This window comes from Sphingomicrobium arenosum, from assembly GCF_026157085.1.
In the GTDB taxonomy this organism is placed as follows: Bacteria; Pseudomonadota; Alphaproteobacteria; order Sphingomonadales; family Sphingomonadaceae; genus Sphingomicrobium; species Sphingomicrobium arenosum.
In genome coordinates this window covers 1,532,051-1,555,807 of sequence record NZ_JANPVN010000001.1, presented here as the reverse complement: position 1 = coordinate 1,555,807, position 23,757 = coordinate 1,532,051, and the positions used below count along the sequence as shown (strand labels likewise).

Here is a 23,757-nt window from a genome sequence, read left to right as displayed (position 1 = left end):
GCTGTTTCGACAGCAACGTTACGCCGCAATTCGCCATCCGTCATCCCGGCGAAGGCCGGGATCCATGGCGAGCCGGCTGCGAAAGGTGCGTGGCATGGGTCCCAGCCTTGGGTCCCGGCGAATTAATAATTCGCCGGGTGCCCTTCGATGGGGCGAGGGAAGCTTTTGTCGATCCGTCCTGCCGGTGTCATCCCTGCTCGTCGGCGGGGCGGGACTGGAGCTGGATGAAATTCTGCAGCCCCATGCGCTCGATCATCTCCTGATATTTCTCGAGATGGTCGAGATGCTCTTCCTCATTGTCGAGGATTTCGGCGAACAGGTCGCGGCTGACATAGTCGCGAACCTTTTCGCAATGTTCGATCGCATCGCGCAGCAGGGGGATGGCCTCTGCCTCGAGGTCGAGATCGGCCTGGATGACTTCCTCGACGCTCTCGCCGACACGCACCGAGCCGATGCGCTGGAAATTCGGATGGCCGTCGAGGAACAGGATGCGCTCGGTCAGGCGGTCGGCGTGCTGCATCTCCTCGATCGATTCCTTGCGCTCGAAGGCGGCGAGCCGCTCGATCCCCCAATGGTCGAGAAGGCGATAATGGAGCCAATATTGGTTGGTCGCGGTGAGCTCGTTGGTGAGCGCCTGATTGAGATAGTCGAGCACCTTCTTGTCGGTCACCTTGGCCATCATCTGTCTCCGATAAAGTCGTTGGACAGGGTGATAGCGCTTCCAAAGGCCAGGCGGCAAGTGGACTAATGGCGGTTTTCCGGGAATTCTAAGCTAATGAGAGTGATTAGCAGTGGCGGCCCTAGGCCGCGGCGACGTCGCTCGGGGGGAGAAGCTTGGCGCGCTCGCAGGCGACGAGCGCGTCGGCATGGTCCTCGCAACCGCCGCACTGGAACTGGCAGCCCAGCGAGCGATAGGCGGTCTCGGCATCGGGGCAGCCCTTGGCGGCCGCAGCGCGGATGTCCTTTTCGCGAATCAGGTTGCAGTGGCAGATGACCATATTCGGGTCATGCCGCTAATGCGAATGATTTGCAATAGTAAAAGCCGAGGGCGGGATCGCCGCCTAAAGCTCGCTCGACATCAACGCGGGGAGGAAATGCTCGTGCGCCTTGCGGAGTTCGGCAAGGCTGATCGCGCCATCGAAGAGGTGCAGGCTGTCGCCGCCCGAGGTGCCGAGCGGGGTCATTTCGAGGCCATGCTTGCGGCCTGCCTCGGCGACCTTCGCGAAATCGTCGGCGGCAACGACATAGACGCCCTGATGCTCGCCGAACCAGAATTCGGGATCGCTGGTTTCCCAGCCCAGCGTGAAGCCCGTGTCGCCTGCCAGCGCCATCTCGGCCATGGCGACGAGGATGCCGCCGTCCGACACGTCATGCACCGCGCTGACGAGGCCATCATGGATGAGACCGCGCACGAGGTCGGCGGCGGTCTTTTCGGCTTCGAGGTCGACGCGCGGAGGCAGGCCTTCTTTGCGCTCGTGGACGACCTCGAGCCAGCGCGACTGGCCGAGCTGGGCGGGGTGGGTGGTGTCGCCGATGGCGATCAATTGCTGACCGGGCTTCAGCGCGATGGTCGCGCTCTTGTGCCAATCCTTGATGATGCCGACGCCGCCGATGGCGGGCGTGGGCAGGATCGCCGAGCCGCCGCCGGTCGCCTTGCTCTCATTGTAGAGCGAGACGTTGCCCGACACGATGGGGAAGTCCAATGCGCGGCAGGCCTCGCCCATGCCTTCAAGGCAGCCGACGAACTGGGCCATGATCTCGGGGCGTTCGGGATTGCCGAAGTTGAGGCAGTTGGTGACGGCGAGCGGGGTCGCGCCGACCGCGCTGATGTTGCGATAGGCCTCGGCGATTGCCTGTTTGCCGCCGGTCACGGGGTCGGCGTAGCAATAGCGGGGCGAGCAATCGGTGGTGATGGCGAGCGCCTTGTCGCTGCCATGGACGCGGACCAGCGCGGCATCGCCGCCGGACTTCTGCACCGTGTCGCCGCCGACCTGCGAATCATATTGTTCCCAGATCCAGCGGCGGCTGGAGAGATGTTCGCTCGCCATCAGCTTCATGAGATCGGCGGCAAGGTCGGTCGCCTCGGGCACCTCGCCCAAGGGCTCGATCTTGGCCCAGTCGCGATATTTGTCTTGATCCATGTGCGGGCGGTCATATTCGGGCGCCTTGTCGGCGAGCGGGGCGAGGGGAATGTCGCAGACAATGTCGCCCTGCCATTCCAAGACCATGCGCCCGGTGTCGGTGACCTCGCCGATAACCGCGAAGTCCAGTTCCCACTTCCTGAAGATGGCCTCGGCCATGGCTTCCTTGCCGGGCTTCAGCACCATGAGCATGCGCTCCTGGCTTTCCGACAGCATCATTTCATAGGGGGTCATGCCCTCTTCGCGCTGGGGCACCTTGTCCATGTCGAGGCGGAGGCCCGAATTGCCGTTGGTCGCCATTTCGACCGAGGAGCTGGTCAGGCCCGCCGCGCCCATGTCCTGGATGGCGACGATGGCGTCGGTCGCCATCAGTTCGAGGCAGGCTTCGATCAGCAGCTTCTCGGTGAAGGGGTCGCCGACCTGCACGGTCGGGCGCTTTTCCTCGATTCCCTCGTCGAAGTCGGCGCTGGCCATGGTCGCTCCATGGATGCCGTCGCGACCGGTCTTCGAGCCGACATAGACGATGGGGTTACCAATACCTGTGGCGGCCGAGTAGAAAATCTTGTCGGTCTTGGCGACGCCCACGGTCATCGCGTTGACGAGGATGTTGCCGTTATAGGCCTTGTCGAAATTGGTCTCGCCGCCGACGGTCGGCACGCCGACGCAATTGCCATAGCCGCCGATGCCCGCGACCACGCCCGAGATGAGGTGACGCATCTTGGGGTGCACCGGATCGCCGAACCTGAGCGCGTTCATGTTGGCGACCGGGCGCGCGCCCATGGTGAAGACATCGCGCAGGATGCCGCCCACGCCCGTCGCCGCGCCCTGATAGGGCTCGATATAGGACGGGTGGTTGTGGCTCTCCATCTTGAAGATCGCCGCATCGCCGTCGCCAATGTCGATCACGCCAGCATTCTCGCCCGGCCCTTGGATGACCCATTCGGCCTCGGTGGGAAGCTTCTTCAGGTGAAGCTTGGAGGACTTGTAGGAGCAATGCTCCGACCACATTACCGAGAAGATGCCGAGTTCGACGAGATTGGGTTCGCGCCCGAGGCTGTCGAGGATGATTTGATATTCGTCCTCGGAGAGGCCGTGTTCGGCGACGACTTGCGGCGTGATTTCGGTCTGGCTCATGGGGGCTCGTCTAGGCGGAAGTGGGGGATAAAAAAAGCCCCCCGACGCGAGTGCGGCGAGGGGCTTTCCTATGCGGTGGGCGTCGCCTGTCAGGCTTCGCAGGTGGCGCCGTTGAGGACGACCGAGTTGCTGGTCGGCGAACCGGTCATGGTGACCGTGCCATCCTCGTTAGTGTAGGGGCCGCCGTCGCCCTGCTGGGTCAGCTGCATGCCGCGCTCGCCCTGCGGGGTGACGCGGGCGGTCATCTGCTCGCCGGTGCGGATCCAGTCGATCTTGAGGAGCTGGTTCGAGCCCTTGCAGCGATAATCGTCCGAGCCCACGCCCATCGGTACGGTGGCCGGATCGACAGCTTCCGCCTTGGCCAGTTCATCGGCCATGGGATCGTTGATCTCATATTCGTAGACTTCGGGTTCGCTCGAGCAAGCGGCGAGGCCGCAGGCGGCGGCGGCGATGAGGAAGATGCGCTGTTTCATGACGCGCGGGCTTGTCTCTTGTCGGCCCGGCTTCGTCAAGGGGGAAAGCGTCGCACCGTAGCGATTGCATCGGCGGGGCGCCATGCCTAGATTTGGACCCATGGCCGTTCATCCCCAACAGCGCATCCGCATCGGCATCACGGGCCTTGCGATCGTCTTCCTTCTCGTGCTGCTTGGCACCGCGCTGCTGGGCGTCGGCGCGGGCGAGGAGCGCGTCGTGGTCGCCGGCCCCGAGGAAGAGCCGCCCGCCCCCGCCGAACCCTTGTCGCAGATCGGGGCCGCGCCGGGGTCGGAAGCGCCCGCGGACGAAACGCCCATCGAACCGTTGCCCATTCCCATCGATCCGGCGACCGAGGAATTGATCGTCAACGAGATCGCCGTGCCGCCGGAGGCCGAGTGACGCGCGATGGCGGCGGCGCGCGCGGCCTCGCGATCGCCGTCAGGCTCGTAGGCGGCACCGTGTTCCTCCTCGCCCTGACGGCCTTCATTGTCGATACCGTCCGCGATTCCGCTGCCGACGGTCCGCAGGTCATGCCGATCGACCATGAAGCGGCGACGGGGAGCAATGGCGGGGCGCTCCATGTCCTGTCGGGGCTGCCGCTCTATTTCACCCAAGGCTTCTCGCTCGACGCGGCACCGTCGCCGCTCTTCCAGGCGCTCGACGGCGCGCATGATCTCGAGATGATCGACAGCACGAGCAGCGAGGCGCTTGCCGATGCGCGACTGCTGCTGATGGCGCACCCGCGTGCGCAGACAGCGGAAAATCTCGTCGCGCTCGATGACTGGGTGCGCGGCGGGGGGCGGCTGCTGTTGCTCGCCGACCCCGCCTTTCGCGGCGCGGGCGACTTGCCAAGCAACATGGGGCCGCCACCCTTCTTTGCCGATACCGGGCTGCTCGACCACTGGGGCCTCGCGCTCGAGGGGCCGCTGACCGAAGGCGATGCGGCAGTAGCGGCCGAGGCGGGCGCGTTGCTCGTCACCGCGCCGGGACGACTGGTGGCGACTGGCGAGGCCTGCAGCGTCCATGACGACGGCTTTCGCGCCGAATGCGCTATCGAACAAGGGCGCGTGACCGTGCTCGCCGATGCCGATTTCGCGGTGCGCGAGGATGCGGCGGGGGACGACAATCGAAACGCGCTGATCACCCTTCTGGCGCGACTCGGCCGCTAGTGATTCGAGCCCCCGCGGGCTTTCCAACAGACTTATCCACAACGGCAGGACCGCGCCGGGGCGGTCGAGCCGCGTCATGCCGTGTCGCCAAACCCCGCAGGAATCCTACAAAATCCATTACTGACCATCAGAATCCATGAAATCCCATTGTATCCCACGCTATCCTGCGTTACACACAGGTCTTCAAGTCGCCCCGCTCCCGCCGCCGGTCGCATGGTCCTGGTCAGGCCTACGTCCCCGACCGCCGGCGGGAGCGAGGGCGCACCAAGGGACGAAAAAGGGGCCATGGCACTCGATCATCTTTTCCAGGGAAGCGCGGTCAACGCGGTAGACGCCAAGGGTCGCGTCTCCGTGCCTGCCTTCCTGCGGAGCGTGATCGAGAAGCGTGGCGATGCCCGGACCATCGTCCTTGCCAAGCACAAGCTCTTCCCCGCGCTCGACGCCTATGACCCGGCCTTCGCCGCGCGTCGCCACGAGAAGCTCGAACGCAAGGCCGAGAAGGTCGAGACGGAGGAGGGCTCCGAGCTCGACGCGATGATGGCCAGCATGATGGCCTTCGGCGCGACCGAGGAAGTGCCCTATGACAAGACGGGCCGCATCGTCCTGCCGCCGATGATGCGGCGCAAGGGCAAGATCGAAGACCTCGCACTGTTCATCGGCGTCGGCGAGACCTTCCAGATCTGGAACCCCAAACTCTTCCTCGAGGATGCACGCATCCATGAGGACATGAAGGATATCGCGCGCTTCCGGCTGGAAGAGCGGGGGGTCGAACTGTGAGCAGGCCGGGCAAGCCCCATCTGCCCGTCCTGCTCGCAGAGGTCGTGCGCGAACTAAAGATCGAGGCAGGCGACCGCATCGTCGACGGCACCTTCGGCGCGGGCGGCTATACGAAAGCGATCCTCGAGGCGGGCGCCGGCGAAGTCATCGGTTTCGATCGTGATCCCGACGCCATCGCCGCTGCACACGAACGCGTGCCGGACGAACGGCTGACGCTGGTCGCCGCGACCTTTTCTCGGATGGGCGAACGGGTCGACGGGCAGGTCGATGGCGTCGTCCTCGATCTCGGCGTCTCCTCGATGCAGCTCGACCAAGCCGAGCGCGGTTTCGCCTTCAAGCAGGACGGCCCGCTCGACATGCGCATGAGCCAGGAGGGCATGAGCGCCGCCGACTTCGTCAACACGGCCGAGGAGGCCGAGCTGGCGCGGGTCATCAAGCTTTATGGCGAGGAGCCGCGCGCCCGCCGCGTGGCCGCCGCGATCGTCAAGGCGCGCCCGCTCAGCCGCACCGGCGAACTCGCCGATGTGGTGCGGGGGACGCTTGGCTATCACAAGGGCATGAAGACCGACCCGGCGACGCGGACCTTCCAGGCCATTCGCATCCATTTGAACGCTGAACTGGAAGAGCTCGAGAAGGGGCTGGTCGCGGCGGAGAAGATCCTCAAGCCCGGCGGGCGTCTTGCGGTCGTGAGCTTCCACAGCCTCGAGGACCGGATCGTCAAGAAATTCCTGCGTGAGCGCTCGGGCAACCAGCCGCAGGGCTCGCGCCACCTGCCGCAGCGTGCCGATGGCCCGCCCGCGACCTTCGAGGATGTTTCGAAGGCGATCGCGCCGTCGGACGCCGAGATGCTCGAAAATCCGCGCGCCCGTAGCTCCAAGCTGCGCGCCGCGACACGTACGCACGCGCCCATCTGGGGAGCGGCGGCATGAGGGGCTTCGGTTCGATCCTCTGGACGGGCGGCATCGCCGCGGCCGTGCTCGCCTGCTACCTCGTCAGCCTGCAGGTCGCTTCCTCGCGCACGCAGCTCGAGGACGTCGAGCGCCAGATCGTGCTGACCACCCGCGAGATCCGCACGCTGGAAACCGAGATCGGCACGCGCGGCCGCTTGGCGCAGCTCGAACGCTGGAACGTCAATTTCCTCAAGCTGTCGGCGCCCGAAGCCGATCAGTTCGCGCCGTCCGCCTATATGGTCGCGGCGATGGCGGCGCCCGAGCGCGGGCGCGGCTTCGAAGGGCCGGTGATCCTTGCCAGCGCGCCCGTCGAGCAGGCGGTGCCCCAGCAGGGCGGTGGCAGCAGCGTCGGCGTGGCAGCGAGCGATCTCGTCCACCAGGCCGGTTTCAGCACCGCGACGACCAAAAAGAAATCACGCGTTGAGGGCGAGGGGCCCACGGCGCCGCCGGAAGAGACGAACATTCCGGCGGCGCCGACTAAACCGAAGGTCGTAAAGGCCGAGCCGCCGCGCGACCCGCTGGCGCCGCTGCCCGAACCGCGGACCACGCCATGAGCGGGGGCGTGACGGGACCGGCGCTGGTCAGCGCGCCCGAACGCCTCAAGCTGCAGGGACAAAAACGCCAGCTCCTGTCGATGATGCACCAGCGGCTGATGGTCGCGATGCTCCTGTTCGCCTTCGGTATCCTGACCGTGAGCGGCAGGATCGGCTATCTCGCCATCTTCGGCGCGGACGCCAATGCCACGCTCGGTGCCTCAGCCTATGCGGGCACGCGCGGCGACATCGTCGACCGCGACGGCCAGCCCTTGGCCCGCACCATCGAGGCGTGGACGGTGGCGGTGCAGCCGCACAAGGTCATCGGCAACAAGCTCGACCTCGCCCGCGACCTGGCGCGGCTGATGCCCGAAAAGGACGAGGCGGACTATTATGCCCTGCTGACCGGCGGCAAGCGCTTCGCCTATCTGCAGCGGCGCGCGGGGCCGCGGCTCGTCGAAGCGGTCAATGCGCTCGGCGAACCCGGCATCCAGCTCACCCGCGAACCCGACCGGCTCTATCCGCAAACCGCGCTCGCCGCGCACGTGATCGGCTATACCGACGTCGACGGCAAGGGCGTGGCCGGCGCCGAAGCCGCCTTCGATGAAATGCTGTCCGATCCGCGCCGCGCGGGCGCCCCGGTGCAGCTGTCCATCTCCGCCCCGGTGCAGGGCGCGCTGCGCGCCGAGCTGGCCGCCGCCATGACGACCTTCGACGCCATCGGCGCGGCGGGCGTCGTCATGGACGTGCATACGAGCGAGATCATCGCGCTCGCCAGCCTGCCGCAGCTCAATCCCAATGTCGCCGGCCAGGGCGGGACCGAAGCGCGCTTCAATCGCGCCGCGCTCGGTGTTTACGAACTCGGTTCGACCTTCAAGCCCTTCACCGTGGCGATGGGGCTGGAGACGGGGCAGATCGCGTCGATGGGGCAGATGTACGATTGCCCCGGAAGCTACCAGGTCGGCAATCGCCGGATCAGCGACACCCACCCCTTCAATCGCCCCTGCTCGGTCGCCGAGATCATGATGGAAAGCTCCAACGTCGGCACCGCCCAGATCGCGCAGAAACTCGGCGCGAAGCGGCAGAAGGCGTTCCTCGACAAGATGCGCTTCACCCAGCGCCTGAGGTACGAACTGCCCGAGCGCGGGCGCCCGCTGACCCCGCGCGAATGGAGCGAGATCGCGACCGTCACGGTGGGCTATGGCCATGGCATCGCGGTGACCCCGGTGCACCTCGCCTCGGGCTATGCCACGCTGTTCAACGGCGGGCTGTATCGCTCGCCCACCATTCTCAAGGTCGGGCCCGACCATCCGGCCGAGCAAGGCGAACGGGTCTATTCGGAGCGCACCAGCGAACAGATGCGCGCGCTCTTGCGGCTGGTCGTCACCCATGGCACGGGACGCAAGGCCGATGCGCCCGGCTATCGCGTCGGGGGCAAGACCGGGACCGCCGAGAAGATCGTCAACGGTCGCTATTCCAAGCGGCTGGTGGTCAACAGTTTCGCGGGCGTCTTCCCGATCGACGAGCCGCGCTACGTCATCGTGGTGATGCTCGATGAACCCAAGGGGACCAAAGAGACGTTTGGGTTTCGGACGGCGGGCTGGAACGTGGCGCCGGTCGTGTCGAAGACCATCGCGCGGGTGGCGCCGATGCTGGGGGTGCGCCCCGATGCATCGCGCGAACCCGACATGGGGCAGGTGCTGCCCTTTGTGAGAGAAGAATAGGAGTGACGATTTGCGCCTGTGCGACCTCGCCGGAAGGGCGAGCGATACCAAGGTAACCGGCTTTGCCATCGACCATCGCAAGGTGGTGAAGGGCAATGTATTCGGCGCGTTCCAAGGCGCATCCGTCAATGGCGAGGATTTCATTCCCGCCGCCATCGAGAAAGGCGCCATCGGCGTGATCGCCCGCCCCGGCGCCAGCGTCGAGGGCGCGGTGCATATCGAGGCCGAGGACCCGCGCGCTCTCTTCGCCGAGGTGGCGGGCAAGTTCTACGCGCCTTATCCCGACCGCGTCGTCGCGGTGACGGGGACCAACGGCAAGACCTCCACGGTCGAGATGACGCGCCAGTTGTGGCGCATGATGGGGCACCGCTCGGCCTCGATCGGCACCTTGGGCGTGACGACGGCCGAGGAACAGGTGAAGACCGGGCTCACCAGCCCCGACATCGTCACCTTCCTTCATAATATGGCGGGGCTGAAGCGCATGGGGATCAGCCATGTCGCCTTCGAGGCGAGTAGCCATGGCCTCGACCAGCATCGCGTCTCGGGCGTGCCCGTCGAGGCCGCCGCCTTCACCAATTTCTCCCGCGACCATCTCGATTATCATGGCACGATGGAGGATTATTTCGCCGCCAAGATGAAGCTGTTCGAGGAGCGCCTCAGCCCCTCGGGCACGGCAGTGGTGTGGACCGACGACCCGGCCTCCGACGCGGTCATTGCGCTCGCCAAGGCGCGGGGCCTCAAGCTGATGACAGTCGGCAGCCGGGGTGAGACGATCCGCCTCGGCGAGCGCCGCGCCACCCCACTCGGCCAAGCGATCAGCGTCACCCATGACGGCGAGACGAAATTGCTGAAGCTGCCGCTCATCGGCGCCTATCAGGCGGCCAATGTCATGGTCGCGGCGGGGCTTGCGCTGGCGACCGGCGCCAGTTGGGGCAAGCTGTTCGAGGCGATGGGACGCCTCTCGCCGGTGCGCGGGCGCTTGGAACGCGCGGTCATCTCCGCGCGCGGCGCGCCCGTCTATGTCGATTACGCGCATACGCCCGATGCGCTCGAGGCCGCCATCGCGGCGCTTCGGCCCCATGTCGAGGGGCGGCTCATCACCCTGTTCGGCGCGGGCGGCGACCGCGACAAGGGCAAGCGCGCGCCGATGGGGCAGGTCGCGGTCGAACATAGCGACCTCGTCATCGTCACCGACGACAATCCGCGCGGCGAAGATGCGGGCCAGATCCGCGCCGAGGTGATGGAAGGCGCATCGGGCGCCATCGAGGTCGCCGATCGCCGCGCCGCCATCGCGCATGCGATATCGCTGGCGGGGGCTGGCGATATCGTCCTGCTCGCGGGCAAAGGGCATGAACAGGGCCAGATCGTCGGCGATCACGTCCTTCCCTTCGACGACGTGCAGGTAGCGCGGGAGTGTGCGGGATGAGCCATCTGAAAATCCCCGCCGTCATCCCAGCGAAGGCTGGGACCCATGCCATCGAACCGCGCCTATCCTCCTCGACATGGGCCCCAGCCTCCGCTGGGGCAACGGAGGCGCGGCGATGACGACACTTTGGACCTCCGAGGAAATAGTCGTCGCCACCGGCGGCACCGCAAGCGGGAATTTCACCGTCACCGGCGTCGCCTTCGACAGCCGCGAAGTGGAGGACGGCTTCCTCTTCGTCGCCATGCCGGGGACCGTGCATGACGGCCACGACTTCGTCGCGGGTGCTTTCGACAAGGGCGCCGCCGCCGCGCTGGTGTCACAGCCGGTAGACGGCCCGCATGTGCTGGTCGACGATGTACCGGCCGCACTGGAAGCGTTGGCACGCGCCGCGCGCGAGCGTTTGAGCGACGATGCCGTCGTCTTCGGCGTAACGGGCAGCGTCGGCAAGACCTCGACCAAGGAGGCGCTTGCCGAAGCGCTCGAACGGCTCGCCCCGGGTCGCGTCCATCGCTCGGTCAAGAGCTACAATAATCACACCGGCGTGCCGCTCAGCCTCGCGCGGATGCCGCGTGATACGCTTTATGCGGTGCAGGAAATGGGGATGAACCATGCCGGCGAGATCGCCGCGCTGACGCGGATGGTGCGCCCCCATGTCGCGCTCGTCACCGCCATCGCCCCCGCGCATATCGAGAACCTCGGCAGCATCGAGGCCATCGCCGATGCCAAGGGCGAGATTTTCGAAGGACTGGAGCCGGGCGGGGTGGCGCTCGTCCCCGAGGCCACCGACCAGCGCGACCGGCTCATCAAGGCGGCGCGCGGCAAGGCGGCACGGATCCTCACCATCGGCGGCGAGGAGGGCGATGCGGCAGTACTTCATTCGGCCCCCAGTGCGGCGGGCGGCAGCCTCGTCACCGCGCGCCTGCCGGGACGGCGGCTGACCTTCACCGTCTCGCAGCGCGGCGCGCATTGGGTGCAGAATGCGCTGACCGTGCTGAGCGCGATCGGCGAAGTAGGCGGCGATGTCGCGCGCGCCGCTTTGGCGCTGACCGAAATGGGCGGGCTGAAAGGCCGGGGCGAACGTCACGTCGTGACTGTCGAGGGCGGCGAGCTGCTGCTGATCGATGAAAGCTACAATGCCAATCCCGCGAGCATGGAGGCGACCTTGAAGGCGCTCGCCGAGGAAAGGGCGACGCGCAAGATCGCCGTCCTCGGCACCATGAAGGAATTGGGCGCGGTCAGTGCCAAGGCGCATGCCGACCTCGCCGCGCCGGTCCAGGCCGCAGGCGTCAGCCTTGTCATCGCGGTGGGCGAGGAAACCGCACCGCTCGCCGACGCGCTCAGTCTCACGCCGGTAGAGGTCGTCCACGTCAAGGATGCCGAGGCCGCAACGACTAACCTGTTAACGATGATGCGCGCCGGGGACGCGATCCTCGTGAAGGCGTCGAATTCGATGGGACTTGGCAAACTGGTCGCCAAAGTGGCAGGGGGCGGCGCATAATGCTCTATCTGATTGCCGAATGGCTGGGTTTTCCCGGGCCGCTGAACCTCATCCGCTACATCACCTTCCGCGCGGGCGCTGCGACGGGGACCGCGCTGCTCATCGGGCTGTTGCTCGGGCCGGCCTTCATCGCCTGGCTCCGCAAAAAGCAGGGCAAGGGACAGCCGATCCGCGCCGACGGGCCGCAATCGCACCTTGCCAAGCGCGGGACGCCGACGATGGGCGGGCTGCTCATCCTCATCAGCGTGTTCCTCTCGGTCTTCCTGTGGATGGACTTGTCGAACCGCTATGTCTGGGCCGTGCTGCTGGTAACGGCGGGCTTCGGGCTCATCGGCTTCATGGACGATTACGACAAGGTGCGAAAAGCGCACCACGCAGGCATTCCCGGCAAGGTGCGACTGCTGCTCGAATTCATCATCGCGGGCTTCGCCACCTGGCTGATGGTCGACCTGTCCGGCACCAATTTGCACCTGCCCTTCGTCTCGGGGCCGGTGATGGACATCGGCTGGCTCTACATCGCCTTCGGGGCGTTCGTGATCGTCGCCTTCGGCAATGCGGTGAACCTGACCGACGGCTTGGACGGGCTCGCCACCATGCCGGTAATCATCGCCAGCGTGACCTTCGCGCTCATCGCCTATCTCGTCGGCAATGCGGTCTTCTCGGCCTATCTCGGCATTCCGCACGTGCTCGGCGTCGGTGATCTCGCGGTCGTGCTGCTCGCCATCGTCGGCGCGGGGCTCGCCTTCCTCTGGTTCAACGCGCCGCCTGCCGCCGTCTTCATGGGCGACACCGGCAGCCTCGCGCTCGGCGGCGCGCTGGGCGCGGTGGCGGTCGCGACGCACCATGAATTCGTGCTGGCGATCGTCGGCGGGCTGTTCGTCCTCGAGGCGGTCAGCGTGATCCTCCAGGTCTTCTTCTTCAAGCGCACCGGCAAGCGCATCTTCAAGATGGCGCCCATCCACCATCACTTCGAACAGATGGGGTGGAGCGAGCCGACGGTGGTGATCCGCTTCTGGATCATCAGCTTCGTCCTCGCGCTCGCCGGCCTGTCGACGCTGAAACTGCGGTGACATCGTCGACGTTTTTCGTTTCTCACCGTCGTCGCCCCAGCGTAGGCTGGGGCCCATGTCGGCTCGCAGCGCCGACCGGCCATGGGTTGGATCCCAGCCTCCGCTGGGATGATGACAAGAGGGGGCGTCGGTGATCCTATCGGAGGCATGGCAGGGCAAGCGTTACGCCGTCTACGGTCTCGCCCGTTCGGGACTGGCCACGGTGTCGGCGCTGGTGCGCTCGGGCGCCACGGTCGCTTGCTGGGACGACAATGAAGAGGCGCGCGGCCGCGCCAACCCCTTTGCCGAACGGGTGAACTTCATCGACACCGGCCTCGAAGGCTATGATGCGCTCGTCGTGTCGCCCGGGGTGCCGATCAACACGCACCCCATCGCCGCGCTCGCAAGACGCGCCAATTGCGAGGTCATCGGCGATGTCGAACTGTTCGCGCGCGCCCGCCCCGGCCTGCCGCGCCATGTCGTCGTCGGCACCACCGGCACCAACGGCAAGTCGACGACGACCGCGCTCATCGACCACATCCTGCGCGAGGCGGGGGTGGGCAGCGTCGCGGCGGGCAATATCGGCGAACCGATCCTGAGCCTCGACCCCCTACCGGAGGGCAGCGCTTATGTGCTCGAACTCTCCTCCTACCAGATCGACCTCACGCAGAGCCTCGATTGCGAGGTGGCGGTCCTGCTCAACATCACCCCCGACCATCTCGACCGCTATGACGGTGAATTCGACAACTATGTCGCCTCCAAGGAGCGCCTCTTCTCGATGCAGTCGCACGAGGGCGTCGCCGTCGACATGCGCGAGATCGAGGTGCCGGGGGGCAATGAACATTGGTCGCCCGCGCTCGCCGGCCCGCACAATGCGCAAAATGCGGCGGCCGCGATCATCGCCTGTTCGGCACTCGGACTTCACCGCGACGAGATCGAGAAGGGGCTGGCGAGCTTCGCCGGCCTGCCGCACCGGATGGAGCGCGTGGCCGAAAAGCAAGGCGTCGCCTTCATCAACGACAGCAAGGCGACCAATGTCGACAGCGTCGCTCCCGCGCTCGCCGCCTTCGATCGCATTCACTGGATCGCGGGCGGACGGGCCAAGTCGGGCGACCTCACGGCGCTCGAACCGCATTTCGGCCGCATCGTTTGCGCCTATCTCGTCGGCGAGGCGCAGGACTTGTTCGGGGACGCGCTGGACGGCAAGGTGGAGGTCGTGAAGACGGGCACCATCGAGGCAGCGGTAGAACAGGCCGCGGCAGCAGCGCAGCCGGGCGAGACCGTGCTCCTGTCCCCGGCCTGTGCGAGCTTCGACCAGTTTAGGGACTTCGAAGCGCGGGGCGAGGCGTTCCGCGCCGCCGTGGAGGCGCTCTAGGCGATGCTCAAGCTGCGCCCCGCCAGCTATGGCCGTTCCGACCGTTCGGCGCAGAGCCAATGGTATTGGGAAGTCGATCGCACGCTGATCGCGCTGCTGTTCGTGCTCATCGCCATCGGGCTGGTGGCGGTGGCGGCGGCGAGCCCCGCGGCGGCGGATCGCTATTCCTCGGCCACCGCGCGGCTGCCCGAACTTTATTTCTTCTGGCGCCAGCTCGGTTGGATCATCGTGTCGCTGCCGGTGATGTTTCTCGTCTCGGCCATGCCGCGCGAATTGCTCACGCGGCTATGCCTCCTCGCCACCGCCGTCGGCCTCGTCGCGCTGGCGTTGGTGCCGTGGCTCGGCAGCGAGGTGAACGGGGCGCGGCGCTGGCTCGATTTCGGCGTGTCGCGGGTCCAGCCGTCCGAATTCCTGAAACCCGTCTATGTCGTGGCGCTGGCCTTCCTCTTCACCCGCAAGTGGAGCTTCCTCGCGCGGGCCGGGGCGAGCGGCGGGCTCGCCGCCTTCACCGCCTTGCTTCTCATGCGCCAGCCCGATTTCGGCACCACCGTCATCTTCCTCGCGACCTGGGCGGCGCTGTTCGCATTGGCGGGGGCACGGATGAAGCTGGTGGTGGGCATGGGCGTGGCAGGACTCGTCGGCATCATCCTCGCTTATTTCTTCTATGACGTGGCGACGACCCGCATCGACGCCTTCCTGTTCGGCGAGGGCGACAGCTTCCAGACCGACAAGGCCATGGCGACGCTGACCGCGGGCGGCCTGTTCGGCGCGGGACCGGGGGCGGGCGAACTCAAATTCTCGCTGCCCGAGCCGCATACCGACTATATCTTCAGCGTCATCGGCGAGGAATTCGGGCTGGTCGCCTGCCTTGCCGTCGCCATCCTCTATTTCATGATCGTCGCGCGGGTGCTGGTGAAGCTCCTCGATGAGGACGATGCGCTCGCCATCCTCGCCTCGGCAGGCCTCGTCCTGCAATTCGGCTTGCAGGCGTTCATCAACATGGCGGTCAACGTCCAGATCGCGCCGTCGAAGGGCATGACCTTGCCCTTCATTTCCTATGGCGGCAGCTCGATGCTGGCGCTGTCGATCGGCATGGGATTGCTGCTCGCTTTCAGCCGCCGGAACCCCTATCTCAACCGATCACCCTATGTGGTCCGATGGAGCGGAACATGAATATCACGCTGGCAGCCGGTGGGACCGGTGGCCATATGGTCCCCGCGCATGCGCTGGCCAACGAACTGAAGGCCCGCGGCCACGGCGTCATGCTCGTCACCGACGCGCGCGGCGCAAAGATCCCCGCGATCTTCGACGACGTGCCGGTCGAGGTGCTGCCCGCCGGACGGCTCGGCGGCGGACCGCTCGGGCTCGTCAAGGCCTTTTTCAGCGTCCTCAAGGGCCGCAAGGCGGCGCGGGCCTTGTACCGCGACTTCACCCCCGATTGCGTCGTCGGCTTCGGCGGCTATCCGGCCTTCCCCGCACTGCTCGCCGCGCATGCGGAAGGCGTGCCGACGATCCTGCATGAACAAAATGCCGTGCTCGGCCGCGTCAACCGCATGCTCGCGGGCCGCGCCAAGGCGGTGGCGACCGCCTACAAGACCGTGCATCGTTCGAAGGACAAGAGGAAGGAAGCGCTGGTCGGCAACCCGGTGCGCGTCGAAGTGGCGCGGCTGGGCGAAATGCCCTTTCCGCCCTTGGACGAAACCAGCCCCTTCCACCTTCTCGTCACCGGTGGCAGCCAGGGCGCCAGCATCCTCGGCGAGGTGGTTCCCGAGGCGCTCGGCCAGCTCGATGAAGGCCTGCGCCACCGCCTCAATGTCGTCCAGCAGTGCCGCCCTGAAGACATCGACCGGGTCCGCGCCCGCTATGCCGACCTCGACATCCCGGCGGAAACGCTGACCTATATCGAGGACATGCCGCGCCGCATCGGCAATGCGCATCTCGTCATCGCGCGTGCGGGTGCCTCGACCATCGCTGAACTGACGGCGGCGGGGCGCCCCGCGATCCTCGTGCCGCTCCCCATCGCGACCGATGACCATCAGACCTTCAATGCCATGGAAATGGCCAAGGCGGGCGGCGCGGCGATGATCAAGCAGCCCGACTTCACGCCCGAAAAGCTCGCACGCCAGATCGAGGAGATCGCAGGCGACGGCGAGGCGCTGGCCACCGCGGCGCAGCGCAGCCTCTCGGTCGGACGCCCGCGTGCCGCCGAGGACCTCGCCGACCTCGTCGAACGGATCGCGGCGGGCGATACCCCCGTGCCGGTCGGCATGGTGGGGGCGGCCAACCCGACGCCCCGTGCGTCGGGATTGGGGGTGCCCGCATGAAGGCGCTCGGCAGGGATCTCGGCACCATTCACTTCGTGGGTATCGGCGGCATCGGCATGTCGGGCATCGCCGAGGTGATGCACCAATTGGGCTACAAGGTGCAGGGCAGCGACATGAAGGACGGGCCGGTCACGCAGAAGCTGCGCGATGCCGGCATCACCGTCCATATCGGCCATGAACCCGACAATCTCGGCGATGCCGAAGTCGTGGTCTGTTCGACCGCGATCCGGCGCACCAATCCCGAGGTACAGGCCGCGTCCGAAAAGCGCCTGCCGCTGGTCAAGCGCTCCGAGATGCTCGCCGAGCTGATGCGGATGCAGCAGACCGTCGCGGTGGCGGGCACGCACGGCAAGACGACGACGACCTCGATGGTCGCCGCGCTCCTGGATGCGGGCGGGATCGATCCAACCGTCATCAACGGCGGCATCATCAATCGCTATGGCTCCAACGCGCGCCTCGGCAGCAGCGACTGGATGGTGGTCGAGGCCGACGAGAGCGACGGCAGCTTCCTCCGATTGGACGGCACGATCGCGATCGTCACCAATATCGATCCCGAGCATCTCGACCATTATGGCGACTTCGACGGGGTGAAGGCGGCCTTCGCGCAATTCGTCGAGAACGTCCCTTTCTACGGCCTCGCGGTGATGTGCATCGACCATCCCGAGGTGCAGAATGTCATCGGGCAGGTGCAGGATCGGCGCATCCGCACCTATGGTTTTTCGACCAATGCCGACCTTCGTGCCGACAATGTCCGGCCCGAGCTGGGCGGCACCTGTTTCGACGTCGCGCACACCGACCGCGATGGGGCCGTGACGACGATGTCGGACATTCACGTTCCCATCCCCGGCAAGCATAATGTGCTGAACGCGCTTGGCGCGATCGGCGCGGCGATGGAGCTGGGCGTCACCGAGGAGCAGATCCGCGAGGGCTTCAAGAGCTTCGACGGCGTCAAGCGGCGCTTCTCCAAGGTCGGCGAAATCGGCGGCGCGACGATCATCGACGATTATGCGCATCACCCCGTGGAAATCCGCGCCGTGCTCGAGGCGGCGCGCGATGCCTGCCCCGACAGCCGCGTCATCGCGGTGGTCCAGCCGCACCGCTATTCGCGCCTCGGCGACCTGATGGAGGAATTCCAGACCGCCTTCAACGAGGCCGACATCGTCTATGTGACGCCGGTCTATGCGGCAGGCGAGGAGCCGATCGAGGGCGTGTCGTCCGAGGTGCTTGCCGAGGGTCTGCGCAATCGCGGGGTCCGCATGGTGCGCACCGTCGAGGACGAGGCCGACCTTGCCTTGGCGCTGCGCGACGTGGCGGCAAAGGGCGATGTCATCCTGTGCATGGGCGCGGGCGACATCACCAGTTGGGCGGCCCGCCTCGCCGACGGCATCGAAAGTGCGAGGAAGAACAAGTGAAGCCCGACGAGATTTCAGTACGCGGCAAGCTCAAGGCCGACGCGCCCCTCGCCAAGCTCGTCTGGTTCAAGTCGGGCGGCCATGCCGACTGGCTGTTCGAACCCGCCGACGTCGACGACCTCACCGCTTTCCTGTCGCAGCTCGATGACGACGTGCCGGTCATGGGCTTGGGACTCGGCTCCAACCTCATCATCCGCGACGGCGGCGTCGAAGGCGTGGTGGTCAAGCTGCCCAAAGCCTTCGCCCAAGTCGAGCAGGTCGACGAAGTCACGCTCAAGGCAGGCGGGGGCGCGCATGGCGTCCTCATCTCCTCGACCGCGCGCGATGCGGGCATCGGCGGGATGGAATTCCTGCGCTCGATCCCGGGCACGCTCGGCGGCTTCGTGCGGATGAACGGCGGCGCCTACGGGCGCGAGACCTGCGAGATCCTGACTGAGGCGCAGATCGTGCGGCGCGACGGCACGCTCGAGACCTGGTCGAACGACCAACTCGGCTATTCCTATCGCCACAGCGACCTGCCCGAAGGCGCGATCGTCGTCTCGGCCACGCTTCAAGGCCACCCCGAGAAGCCCGAGGTGATCCAGGCCGAGATGGACCGCATCCAGGAATCGCGCGAGGCGTCGCAGCCGGTGCGTACCAAGACGGGCGGCTCGACGTTCAAGAACCCCGAAGGCGGCTCGGCCTGGAAATTCGTCGACGAGGCGGGGTGTCGCGGCCTCAGGAAGGGCGGCGCGCAGGTCTCGGAAAAGCACACCAACTTCCTCATCAACACGGGCGATGCGACCAGTGCCGATATCGAGGATCTCGGTGACGAGGTACGCGAACGGGTGAAGAAGCATTCGGGCCAGGAGCTCGAATGGGAAATCAAGCGGGTGGGGCGGCGATAGTCGCTCGAATTTCTCGTCGCCCCAGCGTAGGCTGGGGCCCATGTCGGCGCGCTGCCGCCGGCCTGGTCGAACATGAGCTGGCATGGATCCCAGCCTTCGCTGGGATGACGGAGTGAGTATGAACAAGGACATGAAGGTCGTGGTGCTGATGGGTGGCTGGTCCGCCGAACGCGACGTGTCATTGTCGTCGGGCGAGGGCGTGGTGAAGGCGCTGCGCGAACGCGGCTGGTCGAACGTCACGCCCGTCGACATGGACCGCAATGTCGCCGCCGTGATCGCCGAGCTTCGCCCCGACGTCGTTTTCAACGCGCTCCATGGCACGCCGGGCGAGGATGGCACGGTGCAGGGCATGCTCGACCTGATGCAGATCCCCTATACCCATTCGGGCGTCACGACCTCGGCGGTCGCCATCGACAAGCAGCTGACCAAGGCGGTGCTCGAACCGCACGGCATTCCGATGCCGCCGGGCCGTATCGTGGAGAGCGAAAGCGTCTATGCGGGCGACCCGCTGCCGCGCCCCTATGTCCTCAAGCCCGTCGACGAAGGCTCGTCCGTGGGGGTCGCCATCGTCACCGACGAAACGGGACCCATCACGCCCGAGAGCACCGGCCCGTGGCAGGAGTTCGACCGGCTGCTCGCCGAGGAATATATCGCCGGGCACGAACTGACCGTCGCGGTGCTGGGCGACGAGGCGCTCGAGGTGACCGAACTCAAGATCGCCAGCGGCTGGTATGATTTCGCCCACAAATATGAGGAAGGCCAGACCGTCCACGTCTGCCCCGCCGAAGTGCCCGCCGACATCGCCGAGCGAATGAAGGACCTCACCTTGAAGGCGCATCGCCTCCTTGGCTGCAAGGGTTGTTCGCGCTCCGATTTCCGCTGGGACGAAGAGCGCGGGATGGACGGCCTGTTCCTGCTCGAAACCAACACCCAGCCCGGCATGACCCCGCTCAGCCTCGTGCCCGAACAGGCCAAGGCGCGGGGCATCGACTATGGCGAATTGTGCGAACGCCTGATCGCCGAGGCGCTTGGCTGATGGCGCGTGGGGGGACTCCTAAGAAGCGCAAGAGCGCGCCAACGCCCAAGCGGCGCACGGTGCAGGCGACCCCCGGCGCCGAGCGGCTGCTGCGAATCGTCATGGTCGGCGCCGCCATGGTCGCGGCTGTGGTCGCGCTCGCAGCGCTCGGGGTGCACCAGATGATCGGCCGGGCGATGGGCGAGGGCATGGGGCGCATGGGGCTCGAGGTCAGCCGCATCGACATCAAGGGCATCGAGCAGATGGATTCGGACGCGGTCTATCAAATCGCGCTGGAGGAACATGCGCGCGCGCTGCCGCTTGTCGACGTCGCCGACCTTCGCGCCGAGCTCTTGGAATTTCCCTATGTGAAGGATGCCCGCGTCTCGCGCCGCTATCCCGACACGCTGGTCATCGACATGGTCGAGCGCCAGCCCGCCGCCTTGTGGCAGGGCGAGGATCGCCTATTCCTCGTCGATGCCGAAGGCGTCGTGCTCGAACGCGTGCCTGTCGCCGAAATGCCCGACCTTCCGCTGCTCATCGGCGCCGGCGCCAATCGCGAACTTGCTCAACTGGAGCGGCTCATGGCGCGCGTCCCCGCCTTGAAGCCGCAGCTCGCCTCGGCGCGCTGGGTGTCGGGGCGACGCTGGGACCTCAACGTCCAGACGGGCGAGATCCTCGCTTTGCCCGAGGGCGAGCGCGCCGCGGGCGAGGCGCTGGAAAAATTCATGGCGCTTGACGCCAAGGCCGCGCTGCTCGGCGTCGGGGTCGAGCGCTACGACCTCCGCCTGCCCGGCAAGGCGGTGGCGCGCAGCCCCGAATTCGTCGAGGCGCGCGAGGAAGCCGCCGCCGCCGCCAGCGATGCACGGAGGGTCGACTGATGGCGGTTTCCAGCGACAATCTCATCGCCGCGCTCGATATCGGCTCGTCCAAGGTGGCGACATTGATCGCCCGCGTCGGCGAGGACGGGCAATTGGAAGTGGTCGGCTCGGGCCAGCACCAGGGCCGCGGCATCAAGCGCGGCGCCATCGTCGACATGGACGCCGCCGAGACGGTGGTGCGCGAGACGATGGATCAGGCCGAGCGAAAGAATGCGCTGGCGATCGACGAGGTGTGGGCGGGGTTCGCCGCCGGCGGGCTGACCAGCGACGTCGCCACCGTCGAAGTCGAACTGGGCGGCCAGCAGGTCGAGGAGGGCGATATCGCCGCGCTGCTCGATGCCGGGCGCGGCAGCCTCGATCGCGAGGGCCAGGTCGTGCTTCATGCCCAGCCCGCGCTCTATACGCTCGACGGGGTCGAGGGGGTGAAGAACCCGCGCGGGCTCCATGCCGAGCGCCTCGGCGTCGACATCCATGTCATCGCCGCCGACATGGCCCCCTTCAAAAATCTCGATTACGTCATCCGCTCCGCCCACCTTGGCGTCGGCGCAATCATCGCCGCCCCGCTGGCATCGGCGCGCGCGTGCCTCACCAAGGACGAGCGCGACCTCGGCGTGGCGCTGGTCGAACTCGGCGCGGACATGACCAGCGTGTCACTGCATGTCGGCGGGATGTTGGTGGCGATGCGCACGCTGCCGGTTGGCGCGCGCGATATCAGCGAGGATATCGCCATGGCCTTCGGCGTGTCGCGCCGCGATGCCGAGCGGATGAAATGCCGCTATGGCTCGGCCAACCTCTCGCCGTCGGACAATCACGAGATGATCGACGCCCAGATCGGCGAGGATGGCGAGCCCGCGCGGATCAGCCAGGCGCAGCTCATCACCGTCATCCGCCAGCGCCTCGAGGAACTGGCGGGCGAGATCGACAATGCCTTGAAGAGTCTCGGCTTCGGCGGGCCGGTGAAACGGCAGGTGGTGCTCACAGGTGGCGGCGCCGAACTCAAGAATATCGACGACTATCTTCAGGGCGTGCTCGGTCACCGCGTGCGGATCGGGCGCCCGAAGCGCGTGCGCGGCCTGCCCGAGGCGCAGCGCGGCCCGGCTTTCTCCAGCCTCGTCGGCCTGCTCCTGCTCGCCGCCGAACAGGGCGAAGGGTCGGACGATATCGCGGTGCCGACGCGGCGGCGGCGGCGCGGCGGGCTCATCGACCGGCTGCTGGGGGCGCTGAAAGGCGGTTGAGGCGTCCCGATTTGAATCAGGGACTCGATTAATCGTCCCATACTGAATCATTTCTTCACTAATTGCCGTTCTCGAGCAGTTTTCGCTTTGGTCGCGACTCGCGATGTGCAAAGATTCCGCTCTACGGATCAGTAGGTTGGCGATCCGCACGATTGGCGAGACAAGGGGGAGGCACCCAGCATGAGCATCGATTTCCAGCGGCCAGAGGTCGACGAACTGCGCCCGCGCATCAGCGTGGTCGGCGTGGGCGGCGCGGGTGGCAACGCCATCGCCAACATGATGGCGGCGGACGTGCAGGGGGTCGATTTCCTCGTTGCCAACACCGACGCGCAGGCATTGAACAACAGCGCCGCCGACACGCGTCTCCAGCTCGGTCTCAAGATCACCCAGGGTCTCGGCGCCGGCTCGCGTCCCGAAATCGGTCGTGCCGCTGCCGAAGAAACGATCGAGGAAATCGAGCGCGCGCTCGAAGGTAGCCACATGGTCTTCGTCGCTGCCGGCATGGGCGGCGGCACCGGTACCGGCGCGGCCCCCGTCATCGCCAAGGCGGCCCGCGCGAAAGGCATCCTGACCGTCGGTGTCGTAACCAAGCCCTTCGCCTTCGAGGGTGCGCGTCGCGGCCGCAGTGCCGATAGCGGCATCGACGAGCTGCAGCAGCATGTCGACACGCTGATCGTCATTCCCAACCAGAATCTGTTCCGCCTCGCCACGCCCGACACCACCTTCAAGGAGGCCTTCGAAATGGCCGACGAGGTGCTGCAGCAGGGCGTGCGCGGCATCACCGACCTCATGGTCATGCCCGGCCTCATCAACCTCGACTTCGCCGACGTGCGTTCGGTGATGAGCGAGATGGGCAAGGCGATGATGGGCACCGGCGAGGCCGAGGGCGAGAACCGCGCCATCGAGGCCGCCGAAAAGGCGATCAGCAATCCCCTCCTCGACGGGGTCAGCATGAAGGGCGCCAAGGGCGTCATCATCTCGATCACCGGCGGCATGGACATGAAGCTGATGGAGGTCGACGAGGCCGCCAGCCACATCAAGGAGCTGGTCGACGAGGACGCCAATATCATCTGGGGTTCGGCCTTCAACGACGACCTCGAGGGCAAGATCCGCGTCAGCGTCGTGGCCACGGGCATCGACGGCGAAGAGGATGTGAAGGGCATTCCGTCCACCACCTCGACCAGCGCGTCGAGCGTCTTCACCTTCCCCGGCGCGCGTTCGGGCGCGGCGCCCGCCGTGCCGGTCACCCCGCCCAAGGCGAGCTTTTCGATCGACAATGCGACCGCCGCGACCTCCGCGAGTGCGCCGAGCGCCGATGACGATGCGTTCGACCTCACCGACGCGATGGAAGTCGCCGAGGACGAGAGCGAAGGCGATGATCCGCTGATGCTCGAAGCCGACGACATTCTCGCCGGCCCGGTCGGCGCGCCCCCGGTGGCGCCGCCGCTCGAGGACGAGATTGCCGAGGATGAGGAAACGGTGGACGCCATGCCTTCGCTGCTCGCGACCAAGGGCGCGGCCAAGAAGACAATGGTACCTACGCCCCCGCCGGGTGGTGGCGGGACGCTGTTCGAGCGGATGAGCAACATCGCGCGCGGTGCCCAGGCGACTGGCGAGGACGAGGCCGAGGACGAGCCGGGCTTCGGCAAGGAAAGCTTCGACATTCCAGGCTTCCTCAACCGGTCGAACAGCTAATCCGCGCAGCCGCCATCGGCGCGCCGCTCGTCGCCTCGGCGGCACGGATCGTCGCATG

General features: G+C 66.6%; 22 protein-coding genes. 18 read left to right on the top strand and 4 right to left on the bottom strand.

What is annotated here, in order from left to right; translation table 11 throughout:
- Positions 1-187: 187 nt before the first annotated feature.
- From bfr to NUW51_RS07870, 4 genes are all read right to left on the bottom strand, one after another.
- Positions 188-679: a bacterioferritin gene (bfr, locus tag NUW51_RS07885; protein WP_265564393.1), complete on the bottom strand. Its 492-nt coding sequence runs from the start codon at positions 677-679 to the stop codon at positions 188-190.
- Between the two features lie 121 nt (positions 680-800).
- Positions 801-998: a (2Fe-2S)-binding protein gene (locus tag NUW51_RS07880; RefSeq protein ID WP_265564390.1), complete on the bottom strand. Its 198-nt coding sequence runs from the start codon at positions 996-998 to the stop codon at positions 801-803.
- Between the two features lie 63 nt (positions 999-1,061).
- Positions 1,062-3,275: a phosphoribosylformylglycinamidine synthase subunit PurL gene (gene purL, locus NUW51_RS07875; RefSeq protein WP_265564389.1), complete on the bottom strand. Its 2,214-nt coding sequence runs from the start codon at positions 3,273-3,275 to the stop codon at positions 1,062-1,064.
- An 89-nt stretch (positions 3,276-3,364) separates the two neighbouring features.
- On the bottom strand, positions 3,365-3,748 hold the full coding sequence (locus tag NUW51_RS07870; RefSeq protein ID WP_265564387.1) for a hypothetical protein: 384 nt from the start codon (positions 3,746-3,748) through the stop codon (positions 3,365-3,367).
- A gap of 100 nt (positions 3,749-3,848) precedes the next feature.
- Between NUW51_RS07870 and NUW51_RS07865 the strand changes: the two genes are divergently transcribed.
- The 18 genes from NUW51_RS07865 (at position 3,849) to ftsZ (ending at position 23,699) form a co-directional block, all read left to right on the top strand.
- Positions 3,849-4,148 carry a hypothetical protein gene (locus NUW51_RS07865; RefSeq protein WP_265564385.1) on the top strand — a complete coding sequence of 100 codons (300 nt, stop codon included), beginning with the start codon at positions 3,849-3,851 and terminating at the stop codon, positions 4,146-4,148.
- Positions 4,145-4,918, top strand: a complete 774-nt coding sequence (locus NUW51_RS07860) for a motility-associated ABC transporter substrate-binding family protein (protein ID WP_265564384.1) — start codon at positions 4,145-4,147, stop codon at positions 4,916-4,918. The genes NUW51_RS07865 and NUW51_RS07860 overlap by 4 nt, the downstream gene beginning before the upstream one ends.
- Positions 4,919-5,203: 285 nt before the next feature.
- Positions 5,204-5,695, top strand: a complete 492-nt coding sequence (locus NUW51_RS07855) for a division/cell wall cluster transcriptional repressor MraZ (RefSeq protein WP_265564382.1) — start codon at positions 5,204-5,206, stop codon at positions 5,693-5,695.
- Complete coding sequence (gene rsmH, locus NUW51_RS07850) at positions 5,692-6,624, top strand: 16S rRNA (cytosine(1402)-N(4))-methyltransferase RsmH (RefSeq protein WP_265564380.1); 933 nt, start codon at positions 5,692-5,694, stop codon at positions 6,622-6,624. Before NUW51_RS07855 ends, rsmH begins: the two co-directional genes overlap by 4 nt.
- The gene (locus tag NUW51_RS07845; protein ID WP_265564378.1) at positions 6,621-7,199 is read left to right on the top strand and encodes a hypothetical protein; all 579 of its coding nucleotides are present in this window, start codon (positions 6,621-6,623) and stop codon (positions 7,197-7,199) included. The genes rsmH and NUW51_RS07845 overlap by 4 nt, the downstream gene beginning before the upstream one ends.
- Entirely contained in the window at positions 7,196-8,902 is a 1,707-nt protein-coding gene (locus tag NUW51_RS07840) for a peptidoglycan D,D-transpeptidase FtsI family protein (protein ID WP_265564377.1), read from the top strand. The genes NUW51_RS07845 and NUW51_RS07840 overlap by 4 nt, the downstream gene beginning before the upstream one ends.
- Before the next feature lie 10 nt (positions 8,903-8,912).
- Entirely contained in the window at positions 8,913-10,328 is a 1,416-nt protein-coding gene (locus NUW51_RS07835) for a UDP-N-acetylmuramoyl-L-alanyl-D-glutamate--2,6-diaminopimelate ligase (protein WP_265564375.1), read from the top strand.
- Between the two features lie 115 nt (positions 10,329-10,443).
- Positions 10,444-11,826, top strand: coding sequence for a UDP-N-acetylmuramoyl-tripeptide--D-alanyl-D-alanine ligase (locus tag NUW51_RS07830; protein WP_265564373.1), 1,383 nt, complete (start codon positions 10,444-10,446; stop codon positions 11,824-11,826).
- Positions 11,826-12,896, top strand: a complete 1,071-nt coding sequence (mraY, locus tag NUW51_RS07825; RefSeq protein ID WP_265564371.1) for a phospho-N-acetylmuramoyl-pentapeptide-transferase — start codon at positions 11,826-11,828, stop codon at positions 12,894-12,896. Before NUW51_RS07830 ends, mraY begins: the two co-directional genes overlap by 1 nt.
- A gap of 130 nt (positions 12,897-13,026) precedes the next feature.
- Complete coding sequence (locus tag NUW51_RS07820; protein WP_265564369.1) at positions 13,027-14,250, top strand: Mur ligase family protein; 1,224 nt, start codon at positions 13,027-13,029, stop codon at positions 14,248-14,250.
- 3 nt (positions 14,251-14,253) lie between these two features.
- Positions 14,254-15,423, top strand: coding sequence for an FtsW/RodA/SpoVE family cell cycle protein (locus NUW51_RS07815; RefSeq protein ID WP_265564367.1), 1,170 nt, complete (start codon positions 14,254-14,256; stop codon positions 15,421-15,423).
- Positions 15,408-16,574, top strand: coding sequence for an undecaprenyldiphospho-muramoylpentapeptide beta-N-acetylglucosaminyltransferase (murG, locus tag NUW51_RS07810; RefSeq protein WP_407696333.1), 1,167 nt, complete (start codon positions 15,408-15,410; stop codon positions 16,572-16,574). The genes NUW51_RS07815 and murG overlap by 16 nt, the downstream gene beginning before the upstream one ends.
- Positions 16,571-17,986: a UDP-N-acetylmuramate--L-alanine ligase gene (gene murC / locus NUW51_RS07805; protein ID WP_265564363.1), complete on the top strand. Its 1,416-nt coding sequence runs from the start codon at positions 16,571-16,573 to the stop codon at positions 17,984-17,986. Before murG ends, murC begins: the two co-directional genes overlap by 4 nt.
- The gene (gene murB / locus NUW51_RS07800; RefSeq protein ID WP_265564361.1) at positions 17,983-18,873 is read left to right on the top strand and encodes a UDP-N-acetylmuramate dehydrogenase; all 891 of its coding nucleotides are present in this window, start codon (positions 17,983-17,985) and stop codon (positions 18,871-18,873) included. Before murC ends, murB begins: the two co-directional genes overlap by 4 nt.
- A gap of 118 nt (positions 18,874-18,991) precedes the next feature.
- Positions 18,992-19,909, top strand: coding sequence for a D-alanine--D-alanine ligase (locus NUW51_RS07795; protein WP_265564360.1), 918 nt, complete (start codon positions 18,992-18,994; stop codon positions 19,907-19,909).
- A complete protein-coding gene (locus tag NUW51_RS07790; RefSeq protein WP_265564358.1) occupies positions 19,909-20,769 on the top strand; it encodes a cell division protein FtsQ/DivIB in 861 nt (286 codons plus the stop codon). The genes NUW51_RS07795 and NUW51_RS07790 overlap by 1 nt, the downstream gene beginning before the upstream one ends.
- Entirely contained in the window at positions 20,769-22,004 is a 1,236-nt protein-coding gene (gene ftsA / locus NUW51_RS07785) for a cell division protein FtsA (RefSeq protein WP_265564356.1), read from the top strand. The genes NUW51_RS07790 and ftsA overlap by 1 nt, the downstream gene beginning before the upstream one ends.
- A 180-nt stretch (positions 22,005-22,184) precedes the next feature.
- Positions 22,185-23,699 (top strand): cell division protein FtsZ, encoded by a 1,515-nt coding sequence (gene ftsZ, locus NUW51_RS07780; RefSeq protein ID WP_265564354.1) that lies wholly within the window; start codon positions 22,185-22,187, stop codon positions 23,697-23,699.
- Positions 23,700-23,757: the final 58 nt, after the last annotated feature.